Here is a 16732-nt window from a genome sequence, read left to right on the forward strand (position 1 = left end):
CAGTGGCTCCCGGCGACCGGAGATCAAGACTGGACGCCACGCCCGGGTCACTGAAAAGCTGGGCGGCTGGAAAGGCAGGTGTCGACCCCATGGCAGGAACCGCCGGTACGCCGGGCACCCCGCGCGTCCTGCGCGCCATGAACGACCGTGCCGCCCTGGACCTGCTGCTGGAGCACGGGCCGCTGTCGCGCACCCGGATCGGCAAGCTCACCGGCCTGTCCAAGCCCACCGCCTCCCAGCTGCTGGCCCGCCTGGAGGCGGCCGGGCTGGTCCGGCTCACCGGCACCAGCGAGGGCCGGCCGGGCCCCAACGCCCAGCTGTACGCGGTCAACCCCACCGCCGCCCACGCCGCCGGGCTCGACGTCACCCCGGACCGCATCCGGGCCGCGGTCGCCGACATCACCGGCCGCACGGTCGGCGAGTACGAGCTGCCCACCCCCGGCCGGCGGCCGGCGCACGCGGTCGTCCGGCAGGTCACCGACGCGCTCGACGGCGCCGTCAAGGCCGCCGGGCTCACCCGGTCCGACGTGCACCGGCTGGTCATCGGCACGCCCGGCGCCTTCGACCCCAACACCGGGCGGCTGCGCTACGCCTCCCACCTGCCCGGCTGGCACTCCCCCACGCTCCTCGACGACCTCGCCGCCGCGCTGCCGATGCCGGTCGAGTACGAGAACGACGTCAACCTCGTCGCCATAGCCGAGCAGCGGCTCGGCGCGGCCCGCGGCCACCGTGACTTCGTCCTGCTGTGGAACGAGGAGGGCCTCGGCGCGGCCCTGGTCCTCGGCGGCCGGCTGCACCGCGGCTGGACCGGCGGCGCCGGCGAGGTCGGGTTCCTGCCGGTGCCGGGCGCACCGCTGGTCCGCCAGGTCACCAAGGCCAACAGCGGCGGCTACCAGGAGCTGGCCGGCTCGCAGGCCCTGCCGGAGCTGGCCCGGGAACTCGGTGTCCCCGACCTGCCGCCGGGGCCGTACGCCGAGGCGGCCGCCGCCCTCGTCGCCCGCGCCGCCGACCACGCGAGCGGTCCCCACCGGGAGCTGCTCCGGGTCTACGCCACCCGGCTGGCCACCGGTCTGGCCGCGCTCGTCTCCGTCCTCGACCCCGAACTCGTCGTCCTCAGCGGCTCCGCCCTGACGGCCGGCGGCGAGGTGCTGCGCGCCCTGGTTCAGGCCGAGCTGGAGGACCTGGCCGCGGCCCGGCCCCGGCTGGTCGTCGGGGACGTGCGCGACCACCCCGTGCTGCGCGGCGCCCTGGAGTCCGCGCTCGCCGCCACCCGCGACGAGGTCTTCGACACCTCGCGCTGAGCCCCCGCACCCCTCTCCCCCTCTCCCCCTCTCCCCCTCTCCTCCTCTCCTCCTCCCCTTTTTCCTCTCTTCCGTCCACCCGTCCCCGGGAGACCTCGCCATGCCCACAGCCATACCCGCACTCGCCCGAAAAGCGGCTTTCGCCCTGACTGCTTCCGCCGTGCTGCTCACCGCCGCGTGTACCGGCCCGTCCGGCGCGGGCGCCACCGACGACCCGGCGAAGGACACGACCATCACCTTCTGGCACGCCTGGAGCGCGCCGAAGGAGGTGGAAGCGGTCGGAGCGCTGGTCGCCGGCTTCGAGAAGGCGCACCCCCGCATCCATGTGGACGTCGTCGGCAACATGACCGACGACAAGATCAACCAGGCGCTGCGCTCCGGCGGCTCGAAGACCCCCGACGTGATCTCCTCCTTCACCACCAACAACGTGGGCAAGTTCTGCTCCTCGGGCGCGCTGGTGGATCTGGACCCCTTCTTCGAGAAGTCCGGGATCGACCCGGGGAAGACGTTCCCGAAGCCGATGAACGAGTACACGCGCTTCGAGGGCAACCGCTGCTCGGTCCCGCTGCTCGGTGACGCGTACGGGCTCTACTACAACAAGACGGCGTTCGAGAAGGCCGGCCTCCGGCGCCCCCCGAAGACCTGGTCGGAGTTCGAGGACGACGCCCGGAAGCTGACCGTCCGCCAGGGCGACGGCTACCGGCAGCTCGGTTTCATGCCGAACTACCACGGCTGGGAATCCACCACCGAGCACTACCTCGGCCAGTTCTCCCCGGCCTACTTCACCGAAAGCGGCGAGTCGAACCTCGCCCGGGATCCCGCTTTCGTGCGGGGCTTCACGCTCCAGAAGCGGCTCGTGGACGAACTCGGCGGCTTCCGGCGGCTGGAGAGGTTCCGGGCCACCCTCGGCGACGAGTGGGGCCCCAAGCATCCCTTCCACACCGGCCAGGTCGCCATGCAGCTGGACGGCGAGTGGCGGCTCGGCATGGCCGAGGAGGCGGACCCGGACTTCGAGATCGGGGTGGCCCCGCTGCCCGTCCCCGACGACCAGGCCGACCAGTACGGCAAGGGCTACATCACCGGCACCATCGCGGGCATCTCCGCCACCAGCCGCAAGCAGAACGCGGCTTGGGAGTTCGTCGAGTACATCAGCACGGACACCGGCGCGGTGGTCGGCTTCGCCAACGCCATCCACAACGTGCCCTCCACGTTCGCCGCGCTCGAGTCCCCGGAGCTGACCTACGACCCGCGGTTCAAGACCTTCCTGGACATCGCCGCGCACCCCGACTCGACCACCGCCCCCGCCTCGGTCAACGGCGGTGTGTACCTGGTGACGATCCAGCAGTTCGGCTACGACTACGAGAGCGGCAAGGTCACCGACCTGCGGGCCGGGCTGAGGAAGACGGCCGCGCAGATCGACACGGACATCGCGCAGGCCCGCGGATGAGCGCCGTCACCCTCGCGTCGAAACGCCGGCGCTCGGCCCTGCGCACGCTCGCCTTCATGTCGCCGTGGCTGATCGGCTTCGCGGTCTTCTTCGCCTACCCGCTGCTGTCCACGGTCTACTTCTCCTTCATGCACTACGACGGCTTCCGGCCGCCGACGTGGAGCGGCGGGAAGAACTGGACGTACGTCTTCGCGCACTACCCGCTGGTCTGGCCCGCCCTGCGCAACACCCTGTGGCTGGTGGTGGTCATGGTGGGCCTGCGGGTGGTCTTCGGGCTCGGCGTCGGGCTGCTCATCACGAGGATCAAGACCGGTACGGGACTCTTCCGCACCCTGTTCTACCTGCCGTACCTCGCCCCGCCGGTGGCGGCGACCATGGCCTTCGCGTTCCTGCTCAACCCCGGCACCGGCCCGGTCGACTCCCTGCTGGAGCGGGCCGGGCTGCCGGCACCGGGCTGGTTCGGCGACCCCGCCTGGTCCAAGCCGGCGCTGACCCTGCTGGCGCTGTGGGGGGTCGGCGACCTGATGGTCGTCTTCATGGCCGCGCTGCTCGACGTGCCGGCGGAGCAGTACGAGGCGGCGCAGCTGGACGGCGCCTCGGCCTGGCAGCGCTTCCGGTACGTCACCCTGCCGAACATCTCCCCGATCGTGCTGTTCGCGGTCGTCACCGGGGTGATCCAGACCATGCAGTACTACACGCAGCCGCTGATCGCGGGAAAGGTCGCCTCCGGTGTGATCCAGGGCGCGGGCACCCAGTTCGAGCCCGGCTACCCGGACAAGTCCACGCTCACCCTCCCCCAGCTCGTCTACAACCTCGGCTTCCAGCGTTTCGACTACGGATCCGCCTGCGTGGTGGCACTGGTGCTGTTCGCCCTGTCGATGGCGTTCACCGCGCTGCTCATGCGGCGCCGGGGCGGCCTGATCCAGGCAGGTGACCGACCGTGACCCGCGTACCGGTCCAGCCGGTGGCACCGGCGCCGCCCCTCTCCCCCGCCGGACGTGCCGCCCGCCGCAAGGCGGTGCTGGAGTGGATCGCGGTCCACTCGCTCGGCGTCGCCGCCGCCCTGTTCTTCACGCTGCCGTTCGTGTTCGTGTTCCTCACCTCGCTGATGAGCGACAGCCAGGCCCTCGGCCGGGACCTGGTCCCGCACACCTGGGAGTGGGGCAACTACCGCACGGTCCTCGACACGCCCGGCTTTCTCACCTGGTGGCGGAACACCCTGCTCTACGCCGGCCTGGGCACCGCCCTGACCGTGGTGTCCTCGGTCCCGGTGGCGTACGCCCTCGCCAAGTTCCGCTTCCGCGGGCGCAGCCTGTCGCTCCTGCTGGTGGTCTCGATGATGATGCTGCCGCCGCAGGTGGTGGTCATCCCGATGTACCTGTTCTGGGCGAAGCAGCTGGACCTGTCCGGCACCCTGTGGCCGCTGATCGTCCCGATGGCGTTCGGCGACGCGTTCTCCGTCTTCCTGCTGCGCCAGTTCCTGACGACGATCCCGGACGAGTACCTGGACGCGGCGAAGGTCGACGGCTGCGGCGATCTGAGGACCCTGCTGCGGGTCGTGCTGCCCATGGCCCGGCCGGGCATCGCCGCGGTGGCCCTCTTCCAGTTCTTCTACGCCTGGAACGACTACTTCGGCCCGCAGATCTACGCGTCCGAGAGCCCCGGCGCCTGGACCCTCTCCTACGGCCTGGAGTCCTTCAAGGGCGCCCACCACACCGACTGGAACCTCACCATGGCCGCGACGGTGCTGGTCATGGCCCCCGTGATCCTCGTCTTCTTCTTCGCCCAGAAGGCGTTCGTCGAGGGCGTCACCCTCACCGGAGTAAAGGGTTGATCTGGATATGAAACTCACCGTGATCGGCGGCGGCTCGACGTACACCCCCGAACTCGTCGACGGCTTCGCCCGCCTGCGCGACACCCTGCCCGTCGGGGAGCTGGTCCTCATGGACCCGGCCGAGGACCGCCTGGAACTGGTCGGCGGCCTGGCCCGCCGTATCTTCGCCCGGCAGGGCCACCCCGGCCGGATCGTCACGACGTCCGACCTGGACGCGGCGGTCGACGGCGCCGACGCCGTGCTCCTCCAGTTGCGCGTGGGCGGCCAGGCGGCCCGGGAGCAGGACGAGACCTGGCCGCTGGAGTGCGGCTGCATCGGGCAGGAGACCACGGGCGCGGGCGGCCTGGCCAAGGCCCTGCGCACGGTTCCGGTCGTGCTGGACATCGCCGAACGGGTCCGCCGCGCCAACCCCGGCGCCTGGATCATCGACTTCACCAACCCGGTCGGCATCGTCACCCGCGCCCTGCTCCGGGCCGGGCACCGGGCGGTCGGGCTGTGCAACGTGGCGATCGGTCTCCAGCGGAAGTTCGCGGGCCTGCTCGGGGTGACACCGGCGGACGTGCACCTGGACCACGTGGGCCTCAACCACCTCACCTGGGAGACAGGTGTGCGCCTTGGCGGCCCCGAGGGTGCGGACGTCCTGCCGAAACTGCTGGCCGGACACGGCGGGGCCATCGCCGAGGACCTGCGCCTGCCCCGCCCCCTGCTGGACCGCCTCGGCGTCGTCCCCTCCTACTACCTGCGCTACTACTACGCGCACGACGAGGTCGTCCGGGACCTGCGCACCAGGCCCTCCCGCGCCTCGGAGGTCGCCGCCATGGAGCGCGAGCTGCTGACGATGTACGGCGACCCGGCCCTGGACGAGAAACCGGCCCTGCTGGCCAAGCGGGGCGGCGCCTACTACTCGGAGGCGGCCGTGGACCTGGCGGCGGCCCTGCTGGGCGGCGGCGGGAACCCCTACCAGGTGGTCAACACCCTCAACCGGGGCACGCTGCCCTTCCTCCCGGACGACGCGGTGGTCGAGGTGCAGGCGGCGGTCGGCCCGGCCGGCCCGGCCCCGCTCCCCGTGACCGGGCTGGACCCGCTCTTCTCCGGCCTGATCGCGAACGTCACGGCCTACGAGGAGCTGGCCCTGGAGGCGGCCCTGCGCGGCGGCCGGGACCGCGTCTTCCGCGCGCTGCTCGCCCACCCGCTGATCGGCCAGTACGCGTACGCCGAAACCCTCACCGACAGCCTCGTCGCACACAACCGGGAGCACCTCGCGTGGGCCTGACCGCATCCGGCCCCCTGACGGTCCTCGCCGTCGACGCGGGCAACAGCAAGACCGACGTGGCCGTGGTCACCGCCGTCGGCGAGGTGCTGGCCACGGCCCGCGGAGGCGGCTTCCGCCCACCGGCGGTGGGCGTGGCGGCCGCACTGGAGGCGCTGGCGGATCCGGTGGCCCGGGCGTTCGCCGCCGCCGGCGTCACCGGCGTCACCCATGTCTCGGCCTGCCTGGCCAACGCCGACCTGCCGGTGGAGGAGGAGCGGCTGACGGCCGCGCTGCACGCGCGCGCGTGGGGCGCGTCGGTGACGGTCCGCAACGACACCTTCGCCATCCTGCGCGCGGGCGTCGACGAGCCCCGCGGGGTGGCGGTGGTGTGCGGCGCCGGCATCAACTGCGTGGGCATGCGACCCGACGGCCGTACCGCCCGCTTCCCGGCCATCGGCCGCATCTCCGGGGACTGGGGCGGGGGCTGGGGCCTGGCGGAGGAGGCGCTGTGGCACGCGGCGCGCGCGGAGGACGGGCGGGGCGGGCCGACGGCCCTGTCCCGCACCCTGCCCGCGCACTTCGGCCTGCCGACCATGTACGCCCTCATCGAGGCCCTGCACCTGGAGCACGTCGGCAAGGAGCGGCGGCAGGAACTGACCCCGGTCCTGTTCGCCACGGCCGCGGACGGCGACCCGGTGGCCCGTGGCCTCGTGACCCGGCTGGCGGAGGAGGTCGCGGTGATGGCGACGGTCGCCCTGACCCGCCTGGACCTGCTCACCGAGGAGACGCCGGTCCTGCTCGGCGGCAGTGTCCTCACCGCCGGCCACCCCCTGCTGAACGACACCGTGCGCGACCTGCTGGCGGCCCGTGCCCCCAAGGCCGACGTCCGCGTGGTGACGGCGAGCCCGGTCCTGGGCGCCGCCCTGCTGGGCCTGGACCACCTGGCGGCCGGACCACCGGCCCGGGAGCGGGCGCGGTCCCACTGGGAGAACGGACCGTAGGCAGCGGCGGCGGCCCGTTCTCCCCGTGGCACCGGACGACCGCCGTGTGTCCGACGGAGAACGGGTGATCACGGTCCGCCGTCGGCGCGCACGGGCTTCTCGAGGAGGGTGAACGACTTGGGCGGGCCGCTCGGCTGCGGCTTGCCCGTCTTGTGGCCGACGACCCGGTAGCCGGCGTCCAGGTAGTAGGCGGTCAGGGGCGCGTTGCCGGCCAGGCAGTCCAGGCGCGCCCGGGTCCGCCCCGCCTCGGCCACCCGGCGCTCCGCGGCGCGCAGGAGCAGTCGCCCGGTGCCGGGCGGGGCGCTGCCGCGGTTCACCATCAGACGATGGACGTAACCGGCCACCGGCGGCTGCGGTCCCCAGGCGTCCTCGTCCTCCCACCACAGTTCCCAGGCCCCGGCCAGGCGGCCGCCGGACTCCGCGAGCCAGACCTCGCCGCTCTCCGTGACCCGGCGGAAGTGGCCCTCGTCCAGTTCGCCCGGCCGCCACTGGCCGGTGATGCCCTGGGCCAGCATCCAGCGCGCGGCGTCGTCGCGCAGGCGGACGAGGGAGGCGAGGTCGGCATCGCCGGCGAGGCGGAAGCGTATGTCGTGCATGCCGCGATCTTCGCAGGGCACCGGACGGCCGGGACCGGACGGCCGGAGGCCGGGGAACCGATTCGCCGTACCCGGCGTGTTCCTCGGTGAGGGTGGTGCGTCCGTCGGCGCGCGCCCCCGGGCGCACTGCGATCCGAGCAAGATCCAGTGAAGGCCGGTGCTAAATGCCGGTGCGGGCGGTGATACTGGGCGGCGAACGGATGACCATGGGGGAGGTCGAGTGACACACCCGCCGATGAGCAGTGCGGCACCACCGCCGGCCGGTCCCGCCGGTGCCCCCGGCCCCGCCGGTGCCCCCGGCATCCCCGCTCAGCCCCGTCCGCCGGCCGCCGCCGTGCCGCCGGTGCCGCCCGCCCGGCGGACCGCCTTCGCCGAGGGCGTCGACCGGCTGCGGGCCGCCGCGACGACCGAGCCGGGACGGCTGCGGATCATCGGTGCCGTGCTGGCGCTGCTCGTCGTCGCGTTCGGGGCGGCCACCGCCTGGCAGACCAGCGCGCGTTCGGCCGCCGCCGACGACGTACTGCACCGCAGTCAGCCGCTCAGCTCCGGCGCGGCCGGCATCTACCGGTCGCTGGCCGACGCCAACACCGCCGCCTCCAGCGGCTTCCTGGCGGGCGGGCAGGAGAACGCCCCCGCCCGGGACCGCTACGAGAAGGACGTACGGACCGCCGCCACCGGACTCGTCACCGCCGCCGCCAACGCCCGTCCCGGCTCGGCCGCCGAGGCGACCATCGCCCGGCTGAACCGGCTGCTGCCCGAGTACAAGGGCCTCATCGAGCGCGCCCGGACCTACAACCGCCAGGGCTACCCGGTGGGCGGCGCCTACCTGCGCTACGCCAACGAGAAGATGCAGAAGGAGATGCTCCCGGCGGCGGAGGACCTGTACACGACGGAGAACCGCCGGCTGGACGCCGACTACGGGGACGCAACGCCGTACCCGTGGGTGGCGATCGGGCTCGGGCTGCTCGCGCTGGCCGCGCTCGGCTGGGCCCAGCACCGCGTGTACCGGCGCACCAACCGCGTGCTCAACCACGGCTTGGCCGCCGCCACCGCCGCGACCACGGTGGCCCTGCTGTGGCTGGTCGTGGGCCACGCGGTCGCCCGCTCGGGGCTCGACGGCTCCTACGAGCACGGGGTCCGCTCGCTCAACGTCCTGCACGACGCCCGGATCGCCTCCCTGAAGGCGCGCGGGAACGAGAACCTGAGCCTGGTGGCGCGCGGCGCGGAGACCATCACGGTCGACGGCGAGACGTACGACGCCTACCACCACGACTTCGACCAGGACATGGCCGTGCTCGGCAAGGGACTGACCGAGGCGGCGGCGCTCGCCGACGACCAGGGGGGCAGCGCACCGGTCGAGGCGGCGCAGGGCAACATGGCGGTGTGGAAGCAACGCCACGCCGCCGCCCGGACCGAGGACGAGAACGGCAACTACCAGCAGGCGCTGGACAAGGTGATCGGCGCGAAGGGCGCGACCGGCGAGTGCTTCGACAGCGTCGACCGCAACCTCGCCCGGGCCATCGACCACGAGCAGGCCGAGTTCCGGCAGGCGGCCGGTGACGGCCGGGACGCCATGACCGGGCTGCCGGTGGGCGTCGCCGTCCTCGCCGTGCTGGGCGCGGCCGCCGGCGTCGCCGGCATCGGGCGCAGACTTTCGGAGTACCGGTGACGAAGGACGAGGCGATGGACGTGAGCCGTGCACGGGCCTCCCTGAGGGGCTGGGGCGGGGTCGCCGCGATGGCGGTGCTGTGCGCGCTGGCACTGGCGTTCGTCCTGCTGCTGCCGCGCACCCAGGAGGCGCCGGCCGCCGCTGAGCGGAGCGGGCAGAAGATCGCCACCGGCAGCCGGGTCCGCGCCGACGACTGCGAGGACGCCACGGCGCACCAGCGGACGCCGGCCCCGTCCGGCGCGGACGGCCCGACCATCGACGCCATCAAGGCCCGTACGGGCGCCAAGCGCAAACTGGTCGTCGGCGTCGACCAGAACAGCTACCGCTGGGGCTACCGCAACCCGAACACCGAGGGCGCCCGGCTGGAGGGCTTCGACATCGACCTCGTCCACCGGATCGCCGAGGACATCCTCGGCGACCCCGAGGCGGTGCAGTTCAAGGCGATCCCGACCAACCGGCGCATCCCGGCGATCGAGGACGGGCGCGTCGACATGGTCGTGCGCACCATGACGATCACCTGTGACCGGCTGCGTCAGGTCGCCTTCTCCACGCCCTACTTCAAGACCGGGCAGCAGGTGCTGGCGCCCAAGTCGTCCCCGGTGACCGGCTACGACGACTCGCTGGCGGGCAAGAAGGTCTGCACGGCCGCCGGTTCGACCGCGTACGCCAAGCTGGCAGCCGACCGGAAGGCCGGCCGGCTGCCCGCCTCCACCGACCTGTCCACCACCGTTCCCAACCAGCTCGACTGCCTGGTCAGGCTCCAGCTCGGGGAGGTGGACGCGGTGGTCACCGACGGCGCGCTCGCCGCGAGCCAGGCAGCCCAGGACCCGGCCGTCGAACTGAAGGGCGAGGCGTTCACGACCGAGTACTACGGCGTGGCGATGAAGAAGGACGCCACCGATCTGGTACGCCGGGTCAACCGCGTTCTGGTGGACTACCGCGCGCACGGCTGGCAGTCGTCGTACGACGACTGGCTGTCGGCGACACTGGGCAAGGATTCCGCCGCGTCGAAGCCGCCGGCGCCGCAGTACCTGCGCACGAGTTGAGCAGCACCCGACCGGAACAGACAGCGAGCGAGAGGTGATCGATGGGCGTCACGGACCCCGCCGGGCCGGTGATGGACCGGGACGAGGTGGACCGTGCGCTGGCGCGGCTCGGCCAGGAGCACGAGGCGATCGAAACCTCGCTGCTGGCCCTCCAGGACCACGCGGGCCGCAGACTCCTCGAGGGTGCCGAACTGACCGGCGTCACCAAGGAGCGCTGGCAGGCCACGGAGGCGCAGATCACCCTGCTGTGGGCGTACTTCGACGCGTACACGGCCACGCTGCGCGGTGCGCGGGAGATCCGCGCCCGGCGCCGCTGGTCGAGCCGGGAGGACCTGGCGGAACTGACCGAACTGCTGCGCGGCCCGTCGGTGACGGTCCCCGGCGGCGGCAACGGCCGGCTGAGCGAGACGTTCTCGCTGTCCGCCCTGGTCGACCGGATGAACGAGCTGTACGCGACGAGCCTGGACGTGATCGTCGCCGCCGACGCGGTGTGGTCGGCGCTGCCCGCGCGGATCGATCTGCTCGCCGCGGAGCTCCAGCGCACCCGCTCGCTCGCGCACTCCGTCGGCGTGCGCCCCGGCGAGCACCCGGCCGGCGACGACCTGGAGCGGATCACGCACACGCTGACCAGGCTGCGCCAGGACGCCGTCACCGACCCGCTCGCCTTCTGGGTGCCGGCCGGCGGCGGTTCGGCGCCCGGCGGCGGCCGCCCGGACACGACGGTGTACGACCGTGAGGCGCGCGCCCTGGAGGACGTGCGGCGGGAGATCGACGCCGTGCTGACCGTGCGCCAGGACGCGGAGGCCCGGCTGATCCGGCTGCGCGACGTGCTCTCGCGCGCGGACCGCACCCTCGCCGAGGCCCGTGCCGCGCGCGGCGAGGTGCTGGCGAAGATCGCCGCGACCGAGGTGCCGGTGGTGAGCGGACCGCCGACCGTGCTCCAGGAGCAGCTGGCGGCCGCCGCGGAGTACCGCAGGCAGGCACAGTGGCACCGGCTCTCCCCGCTGCTGGAGTCGCTGGAGCGCAAGGCGGAGGACGAACTGCTGCGCGCCCGCGAGTCGTTGACCGCGGTCACCGCGCCGCTCGCGGTCCGCGCCGAGCTGCGCGGCAGGCTCGACGCCTACAAGGCGAAGGTCGCCCGGCACGGGCTCGCGGAGGACCCGCTGCTGGTCGAGCGGTACGACGCGGCCCGCCGCATGCTGTGGAGCGCGCCCTGCGACCTGCGCGTGGCCGAACAGGCCGTGCTGCGCTACCAGCGCGCGGCGGCCGAACTGCTCGGCGGCGCGGGCGCGCCGGAGGACGGTAAGGGGGACCGGTCATGAGTCAGCCGGGGGGGACCTGCCAGCGGCCGGACTGCGGCGGGGCGTACGAGGACGTCGGCGGCGGCGAGCTGTACTGCGACACCTGCGGTCTCGCGCCGGTCGTGTCGGCGACCGGCATGGTGGGCTCGCCGGCCACCGGGATCACCAAGGGCTCGGCCGACAGCGGCGGTTCCCGTTCGTCCTCGCAGTCGTCGAGGTCACGGCGGTCGGTGTCCGGGCGGCTGTCGCGGTCGCTGTCGGGGCGGTCCACCGGCCGCTCGGTGTCGGTGCGCAGCTCGGGCTCCTCCTCCGGCCCCTCCACGCGCGGACGGCTGGGCGCCGGACTGGTCGCCGTACCGCAGGTGCCGCGGCCCGACCCGCGCTCGATGGTGCTGGAGAACCCGGAGGTGCCCGAGCGCAAGCGGTTCTGCTCGCGGTCGGACTGCGGGGCGCCGGTGGGCCGGGCCAGGGGCGACCGGCCGGGCCGCACGGAGGGTTTCTGCACCAAGTGCGGGCACCCGTACTCCTTCGTGCCCAAGCTGCGGGCCGGGGACATCGTGCGCGGCCAGTACGAGGTCGCGGGCTGCCTCGCGCACGGCGGGCTGGGCTGGATCTACCTCGCGGTGGACCGGGCCGTCGCCGACCGCTGGGTGGTGCTCAAGGGCCTGCTGGACACCGGCGACCAGGACGCGATGGCGGCGGCCATCTCCGAGCGGCGGTTCCTCGCGGAGATCGAGCACGCCAACATCGTGCGGATCTACAACTTCGTGGAGCACCTGGACCCGCGCACCGGCTCCCTCGACGGCTACATCGTCATGGAGTACGTCGGCGGCAAGTCGCTGAAGGAGATCGCCAACGCCCGCCGGGCGCCCGACGGCCGGCGCGACCCGCTGCCGGTGGAGCAGGCGTGCGCGTACGGCATCGAGGCGCTGGAGGCGCTCGGCCACCTGCACAGCCGGAACCTGCTGTACTGCGACTTCAAGGTCGACAACGCCATCCAGACCGAGGACCAGCTCAAGCTGATCGACATGGGCGCGGTCCGCAGGATGGACGACGACGAGTCGGCCATCTACGGCACGGTCGGCTACCAGGCGCCGGAGGTGGCCGAGGTCGGCCCGTCGGTGGCGAGCGACCTGTACACGGTGGGCCGTACGCTCGCCGTCCTCACCTTCGACTTCCAGGGCTACACCAACGTCTACGCCGACTCCCTGCCCGACCCCGACACCATCGAGGTCTTCCGCCGCTACGAGTCCTTCCACCGGCTCCTGGTGCGCGCCACCGACCCCGACCCGGCCCGCAGGTTCGCCTCCGCGCAGGAGATGGCCGAGCAGCTGACGGGCGTGCTGCGGGAGGTCGTCGCGCTCCAGAGCGGGCAGCCGCGGCCCGCGCTGTCGACGCTGTTCGCGCCCGAGGTGAAGGTCGTGGACACGGAGTTGTTCCCGCGCCTGGACGGAGACGTGTCCCGGCTGGGCGCGCGGCCGGTGCGCAAGGCCGGGACCACCGCCGCCGCACCCGCCCCGGCGGCCCTCGTGACGGCGGTCGACGCCCCGGCCGCCGCGCTCGCCCTGCCGGTGCCGCTGGTCGACCCGAACGACCCCGACGCCGGTTTCCTGGCGGGCCTCATGGGCTCCGCGCCGGCCGAGCTGATGACCGCGCTGGCCGCGGCGCCCACCCAGAGCGTGGAGTCCCGGCTGCGGCGGATCCGCGCCCGGCTGGAGAGCGGTGACCGGCCGGGCGCGCTGAGCAGCCTGGCCGAGCTGGAGGAGCAGCGGCCCGACGACTGGCGGGTGGTGTGGTACCGGGGCGTGGCCGCCCTGGTCACCGGCGACTACGAGGGCGCCGCGCTCGCCTTCGACGCGGTCTACGACGCCTTCCCCGGCGAGGCCGCGCCCAAGCTGGCGCTCGGCCTGTGCGCGGAGGTGCTGGGCCAGCCGGACAACGCGGCCGAGTACTACCGCCTGGTGTGGACGACCGACCCGAGCTTCGTGAGCGCCGCGTTCGCCCTGGCCCGGGTGCGGCTCGCGGCCGGGGACCGGCAGGGCGCCGTACGGACGCTGGAGTCGGTGCCGGAGTCCTCCATCCACTACACGGCCGCCCGGGTCGCCGCCGTCCGGGCCCGGCTCAGACAGCGCACGGCCGGCGCCGGTGACGTACCGTTCCTGGACGACCTGACGGCCGCCGCCGGGCAGGTCGAGGCGCTCCAGGCGTACGGCCTGGACCCGGCACGGCGCGAGCGGCTGGCGACGGAAGTGCTCGGCTGCGCGCTGGACTGGATACTCTCCGGGGGCCGGGGCACCGGCTCCGCCGCCGGAGCCCGGGTGCTGCTGGGCAGCGGTCTGGACGAGCGGGACCTGCGCTTCGGCCTGGAGCGCGCCTACCGCACGCTGGCCCGGCTGGCGCCCGGCGGCCAAGAGAGGATCGAGCTGGTGGAACGGGCCAACCGTTACCGCCCCCGGACGTGGGTGTAGTCGATGTCGCAGATGCCCCGGCAGGCCGCACTGCCGAAGTGCCCGAGCTGCGCGGAGCCCGTGGAGTCGGGTGATCTTTTCTGCGGAGCGTGCGGACAGGACCTCTCGGTGCTGCCCGGACCGCCGCAGGACCATCCGACGCTCACCATGACCGGCTCCGCCGCGCCAGGAGACGGTGTCGCCTGGCCCGACCCGGGCCCGGCCGGCTCCGGCGGGCCGTCCGCGGCGCACCTGCCGTCGGACCTGCCCGGTACCGACTCGGGTGACACACCGCTGCCCGGGCACGAGCCGGACCCGGAAGGGTCCGCCGGCGCCGGGGTGCGGTTCGACCGGGCGCCGGAGCCCGAGGAGTACCCGCTGCAGGCACCCGATCCGCGGCTGGCCGCCGGCACCGCCGCGCCGGCCGGGTCCGCCCAGCTGTGCGTGGCCTGCCGGGCGGGCCGGGTGGACGGCGACGGCTACTGCGAGAACTGCGGGCACGCCCAGCCGCGCGAACGCGACCACGTCGAGCGGGAGTCGGGCCCGGTGGCCGCCGTCAGCGACCGCGGGCTGCGCCACCACCGCAACGAGGACGCCTTCGCCGTCGGCCACACCACGCTGCCCGACGGCACCCCGGCGGCGCTGGCCGTGGTCTGCGACGGCGTGTCCTCCGCGACCCGCCCCGACGACGCCTCGCTGGCCGCCTCCCGGGTGGCCGGGGACCTGCTGCTGGCCGCGCTGCCGCGCGGCACCCACCCGCAGCAGGCGATGCACGAGGCGATCGTCGCCGCCGCGCAGGCCGTCAACGCGCTCGCCGAGGAGCCCGCCACGGCCCGCGAGCACGCCCCGCACCAGAACGCCCCGGCCTGCACGATCGTCGGCGCGATCGTCACCTCCGGGCTGCTGGTCGTCGGGTGGGTCGGCGACAGCCGCGCCTACTGGGTGCCCACCGACCGCGGCGCGCCCCCCGCCCGGCTGACCGAGGACGACTCCTGGGCCGCGCAGATGGTCGCCGCCGGCCTGATGAGCGAGGCCGAGGCGTACGCCGACGAGCGGGCGCACGCGATCACCGGCTGGCTCGGCGCGGACGCCTACGAACTGGAGCCGCACACCGCCTCCTTCAAGCCGGACCGGCCCGGTGCCGTGGTGGTCTGCACCGACGGTCTGTGGAACTACGCCGAGACGGCCGAGGAGATGTCCGAGGTCGTCCCGCCGGACGCGGCGGTGCGCCCGCTGCACGGCGCCCGGGTCCTGGTGGGGCACGCCCTGGACGGCGGGGGCCACGACAACGTAACAGTGGCGGTCCTGCCGTTCCCGGCGCCGCCGCAGGGGGCAGGATCGGCCTGAGGGCCGTACGGCACGGGGGTACGGCACGGGGAAGCCGGGGCGGACCGGAGGGGACCGGTCCGCTCACAGTCATCGCCTCGCGTCAGCGAGGGGTCCGAGGGGGATGCGATCGAGCATGGCCAATTTCGCGAAGTCGAACGTGCCGCGGTTCTCGGTGGACGTGTACCAGAACGAGTACCTGCCCGAGGGCGGCAGCGAGGTCAACGCCATCGTCACGGTGACCGCGACCGGCGGCGGCACCATCGGGAGCGCGGTCTCCGCGCCCGTGTACCCGCCGGGACGGCGGCCGGCCGCCGCGGTGGCGCTCATGGTGGACTGCTCGGGGTCCATGGACTACCCGCCGGACAAGATGCGCAACGCCCGGGACGCCACGGCGGCGGCGATCGACACCCTGCGCGACGGCACCCGCTTCGCGGTGATCGGCGGCACGCACGTCGCCCAGGAGGTGTATCCGGGCGGCGGACGGCTCGCGGTCGCCGGTGCCACCACCCGCGAGCAGGCCAAGCAGGCGCTGCGCCGGCTGAGCGCGGGCGGCGGTACGGCCATCGGCACCTGGCTGCGGCTCGCCGACCGGCTGCTGTCCGCCGCGGACGTCACCATCCGGCACGGCATCCTGCTCACCGACGGCCGCAACGAGCACGAGTCACCGGAGGATCTGCGGGCCGCGCTGGAGGAGTGCGCCGGGCGGTTCACCTGTGACGCGCGGGGCGTGGGTACCGACTGGGAAGTGAAAGAAGTCACAGGGATTGCCTCCGCGCTGCTCGGCACCGCCGACATCGTCGCCGACCCGGCGGGACTCGCCGCCGATTTCACGCGGATGATGGAGACGGCGATGGGCAAGGAGGTCGCCGACGTCGCCCTGCGGGTGTGGACGCCGGTCGGCACGACCATCCGTTTCGTCAAGCAAGTCGCCCCGAGCGTGGAGGACTTGACCGCCCGCCGCACCGAGGCCGGGCCGCGTGCCGGGGACTACCCGACCGGGTCCTGGGGTGACGAGTCCCGCGACTACCACCTGTGCGTCCACGTCCCGCCGGCCGGGGTCGGCCGGGAGATGCTCGCCGCGCGTGTCTCCCTGGTCGTGCCACAAGCGGACGGAACGGCACAAAACCTGGGCGCGCAAGGGCTCGTACGCGCCGTGTGGACCGACGACATGGCCGCCTCCACCTCGATCAGCCCCCAAGTCGCCCACTACACCGGGCAGGCCGAACTGGCCCAAGTCATCCAGCAGGGGCTGGATCTTCGCAAAGCGGGCGATTTCGATGGAGCAACGGCCAAACTGGGGCGCGCTGTTCAGCTCGCGAGCACCTCGGGGAACGCGGATACTGCGAAACTGCTTGCGAAGGTGGTGGACGTGGTCGACGCCGCGACAGGTACTGTGCGGTTGAAGACGAGGGTCGCGGAGGCCGATGAGATGACTCTGGAGACCCGGTCCACAAAGACTGTTCGTGTAAAGAAGTGACGCTGCCACAAGCCAGCGGACATCGAGACGGA

Annotated in this window: 13 protein-coding genes; 12 read left to right on the top strand and 1 reads right to left on the bottom strand. The window is 73.5% G+C overall.

Going from position 1 to position 16732, the window contains the following annotated elements:
• The first annotated feature begins 89 nt into the window (after positions 1 to 89).
• From ABZ576_RS03660 to ABZ576_RS03685, 6 genes are all read left to right on the top strand, one after another.
• On the top strand, positions 90 to 1301 hold the full coding sequence (locus ABZ576_RS03660; RefSeq protein WP_360735332.1) for an ROK family transcriptional regulator: 1212 nt from the start codon (positions 90 to 92) through the stop codon (positions 1299 to 1301).
• 100 nt (positions 1302 to 1401) lie between these two features.
• Entirely contained in the window at positions 1402 to 2748 is a 1347-nt protein-coding gene (locus ABZ576_RS03665; RefSeq protein WP_360735334.1) for an ABC transporter substrate-binding protein, read from the top strand.
• On the top strand, positions 2745 to 3692 hold the full coding sequence (locus tag ABZ576_RS03670) for a sugar ABC transporter permease (RefSeq protein ID WP_360735336.1): 948 nt from the start codon (positions 2745 to 2747) through the stop codon (positions 3690 to 3692). The genes ABZ576_RS03665 and ABZ576_RS03670 overlap by 4 nt, the downstream gene beginning before the upstream one ends.
• Positions 3689 to 4582, top strand: a complete 894-nt coding sequence (locus ABZ576_RS03675; protein ID WP_360735338.1) for a carbohydrate ABC transporter permease — start codon at positions 3689 to 3691, stop codon at positions 4580 to 4582. The genes ABZ576_RS03670 and ABZ576_RS03675 overlap by 4 nt, the downstream gene beginning before the upstream one ends.
• 7 nt (positions 4583 to 4589) lie before the next feature.
• Positions 4590 to 5855 (top strand): 6-phospho-beta-glucosidase, encoded by a 1266-nt coding sequence (locus ABZ576_RS03680; protein ID WP_360735340.1) that lies wholly within the window; start codon positions 4590 to 4592, stop codon positions 5853 to 5855.
• A complete protein-coding gene (locus tag ABZ576_RS03685; RefSeq protein ID WP_360735342.1) occupies positions 5846 to 6835 on the top strand; it encodes a BadF/BadG/BcrA/BcrD ATPase family protein in 990 nt (329 codons plus the stop codon). Before ABZ576_RS03680 ends, ABZ576_RS03685 begins: the two co-directional genes overlap by 10 nt.
• 68 nt (positions 6836 to 6903) lie before the next feature.
• Here ABZ576_RS03685 and ABZ576_RS03690 read toward each other — a convergent pair whose 3' ends face one another.
• Positions 6904 to 7431, bottom strand: a complete 528-nt coding sequence (locus ABZ576_RS03690) for a GNAT family N-acetyltransferase (RefSeq protein WP_360735344.1) — start codon at positions 7429 to 7431, stop codon at positions 6904 to 6906.
• 343 nt (positions 7432 to 7774) lie between these two features.
• Between ABZ576_RS03690 and ABZ576_RS03695 the strand changes: the two genes are divergently transcribed.
• The 6 genes from ABZ576_RS03695 (at position 7775) to ABZ576_RS03720 (ending at position 16700) form a co-directional block, all read left to right on the top strand.
• The gene (locus ABZ576_RS03695) at positions 7775 to 9100 is read left to right on the top strand and encodes a hypothetical protein (RefSeq protein WP_360735531.1); all 1326 of its coding nucleotides are present in this window, start codon (positions 7775 to 7777) and stop codon (positions 9098 to 9100) included.
• A gap of 14 nt (positions 9101 to 9114) precedes the next feature.
• A complete protein-coding gene (locus tag ABZ576_RS03700; protein WP_360735346.1) occupies positions 9115 to 10146 on the top strand; it encodes a glutamate ABC transporter substrate-binding protein in 1032 nt (343 codons plus the stop codon).
• Between the two features lie 41 nt (positions 10147 to 10187).
• Positions 10188 to 11468 (top strand): hypothetical protein, encoded by a 1281-nt coding sequence (locus ABZ576_RS03705; RefSeq protein ID WP_360735348.1) that lies wholly within the window; start codon positions 10188 to 10190, stop codon positions 11466 to 11468.
• On the top strand, positions 11465 to 13915 hold the full coding sequence (locus ABZ576_RS03710) for a tetratricopeptide repeat protein (protein ID WP_360735350.1): 2451 nt from the start codon (positions 11465 to 11467) through the stop codon (positions 13913 to 13915). The genes ABZ576_RS03705 and ABZ576_RS03710 overlap by 4 nt, the downstream gene beginning before the upstream one ends.
• 3 nt (positions 13916 to 13918) lie before the next feature.
• Positions 13919 to 15241 (top strand): protein phosphatase 2C domain-containing protein, encoded by a 1323-nt coding sequence (locus ABZ576_RS03715; protein WP_360735352.1) that lies wholly within the window; start codon positions 13919 to 13921, stop codon positions 15239 to 15241.
• Positions 15242 to 15356: 115 nt separating this feature from the next.
• On the top strand, positions 15357 to 16700 hold the full coding sequence (locus ABZ576_RS03720) for a VWA domain-containing protein (protein ID WP_360735354.1): 1344 nt from the start codon (positions 15357 to 15359) through the stop codon (positions 16698 to 16700).
• Positions 16701 to 16732 lie beyond the last annotated feature (32 nt).

It is taken from the genome of Streptomyces sp. NPDC013455 (genome assembly GCF_040632975.1).
In the GTDB taxonomy this organism is placed as follows: Bacteria; Actinomycetota; Actinomycetes; order Streptomycetales; family Streptomycetaceae; genus Streptomyces.

Bases quoted from the DNA above. Each gene is read 5' to 3' on its own strand.
- ABZ576_RS03660 (WP_360735332.1), top strand. From the start codon at position 90: ATGGCAGGAACCGCCGGTACGCCGGGCACCCCGCGCGTCCTGCGCGCC.
- ABZ576_RS03665 (WP_360735334.1), top strand. From the start codon at position 1,402: ATGCCCACAGCCATACCCGCACTCGCCCGAAAAGCGGCTTTCGCCCTG.
- ABZ576_RS03670 (WP_360735336.1), top strand. From the start codon at position 2,745: ATGAGCGCCGTCACCCTCGCGTCGAAACGCCGGCGCTCGGCCCTGCGC.
- ABZ576_RS03690 (WP_360735344.1), bottom strand. From the start codon at position 7,431: ATGCACGACATACGCTTCCGCCTCGCCGGCGATGCCGACCTCGCCTCC.
- ABZ576_RS03700 (WP_360735346.1), top strand. From the start codon at position 9,115: ATGGACGTGAGCCGTGCACGGGCCTCCCTGAGGGGCTGGGGCGGGGTC.
- ABZ576_RS03710 (WP_360735350.1), top strand. From the start codon at position 11,465: ATGAGTCAGCCGGGGGGGACCTGCCAGCGGCCGGACTGCGGCGGGGCG.
- ABZ576_RS03720 (WP_360735354.1), top strand. From the start codon at position 15,357: ATGGCCAATTTCGCGAAGTCGAACGTGCCGCGGTTCTCGGTGGACGTG.
- ABZ576_RS03715 (WP_360735352.1), top strand. From the start codon at position 13,919: ATGTCGCAGATGCCCCGGCAGGCCGCACTGCCGAAGTGCCCGAGCTGC.
- ABZ576_RS03680 (WP_360735340.1), top strand. From the start codon at position 4,590: ATGAAACTCACCGTGATCGGCGGCGGCTCGACGTACACCCCCGAACTC.
- ABZ576_RS03705 (WP_360735348.1), top strand. From the start codon at position 10,188: ATGGGCGTCACGGACCCCGCCGGGCCGGTGATGGACCGGGACGAGGTG.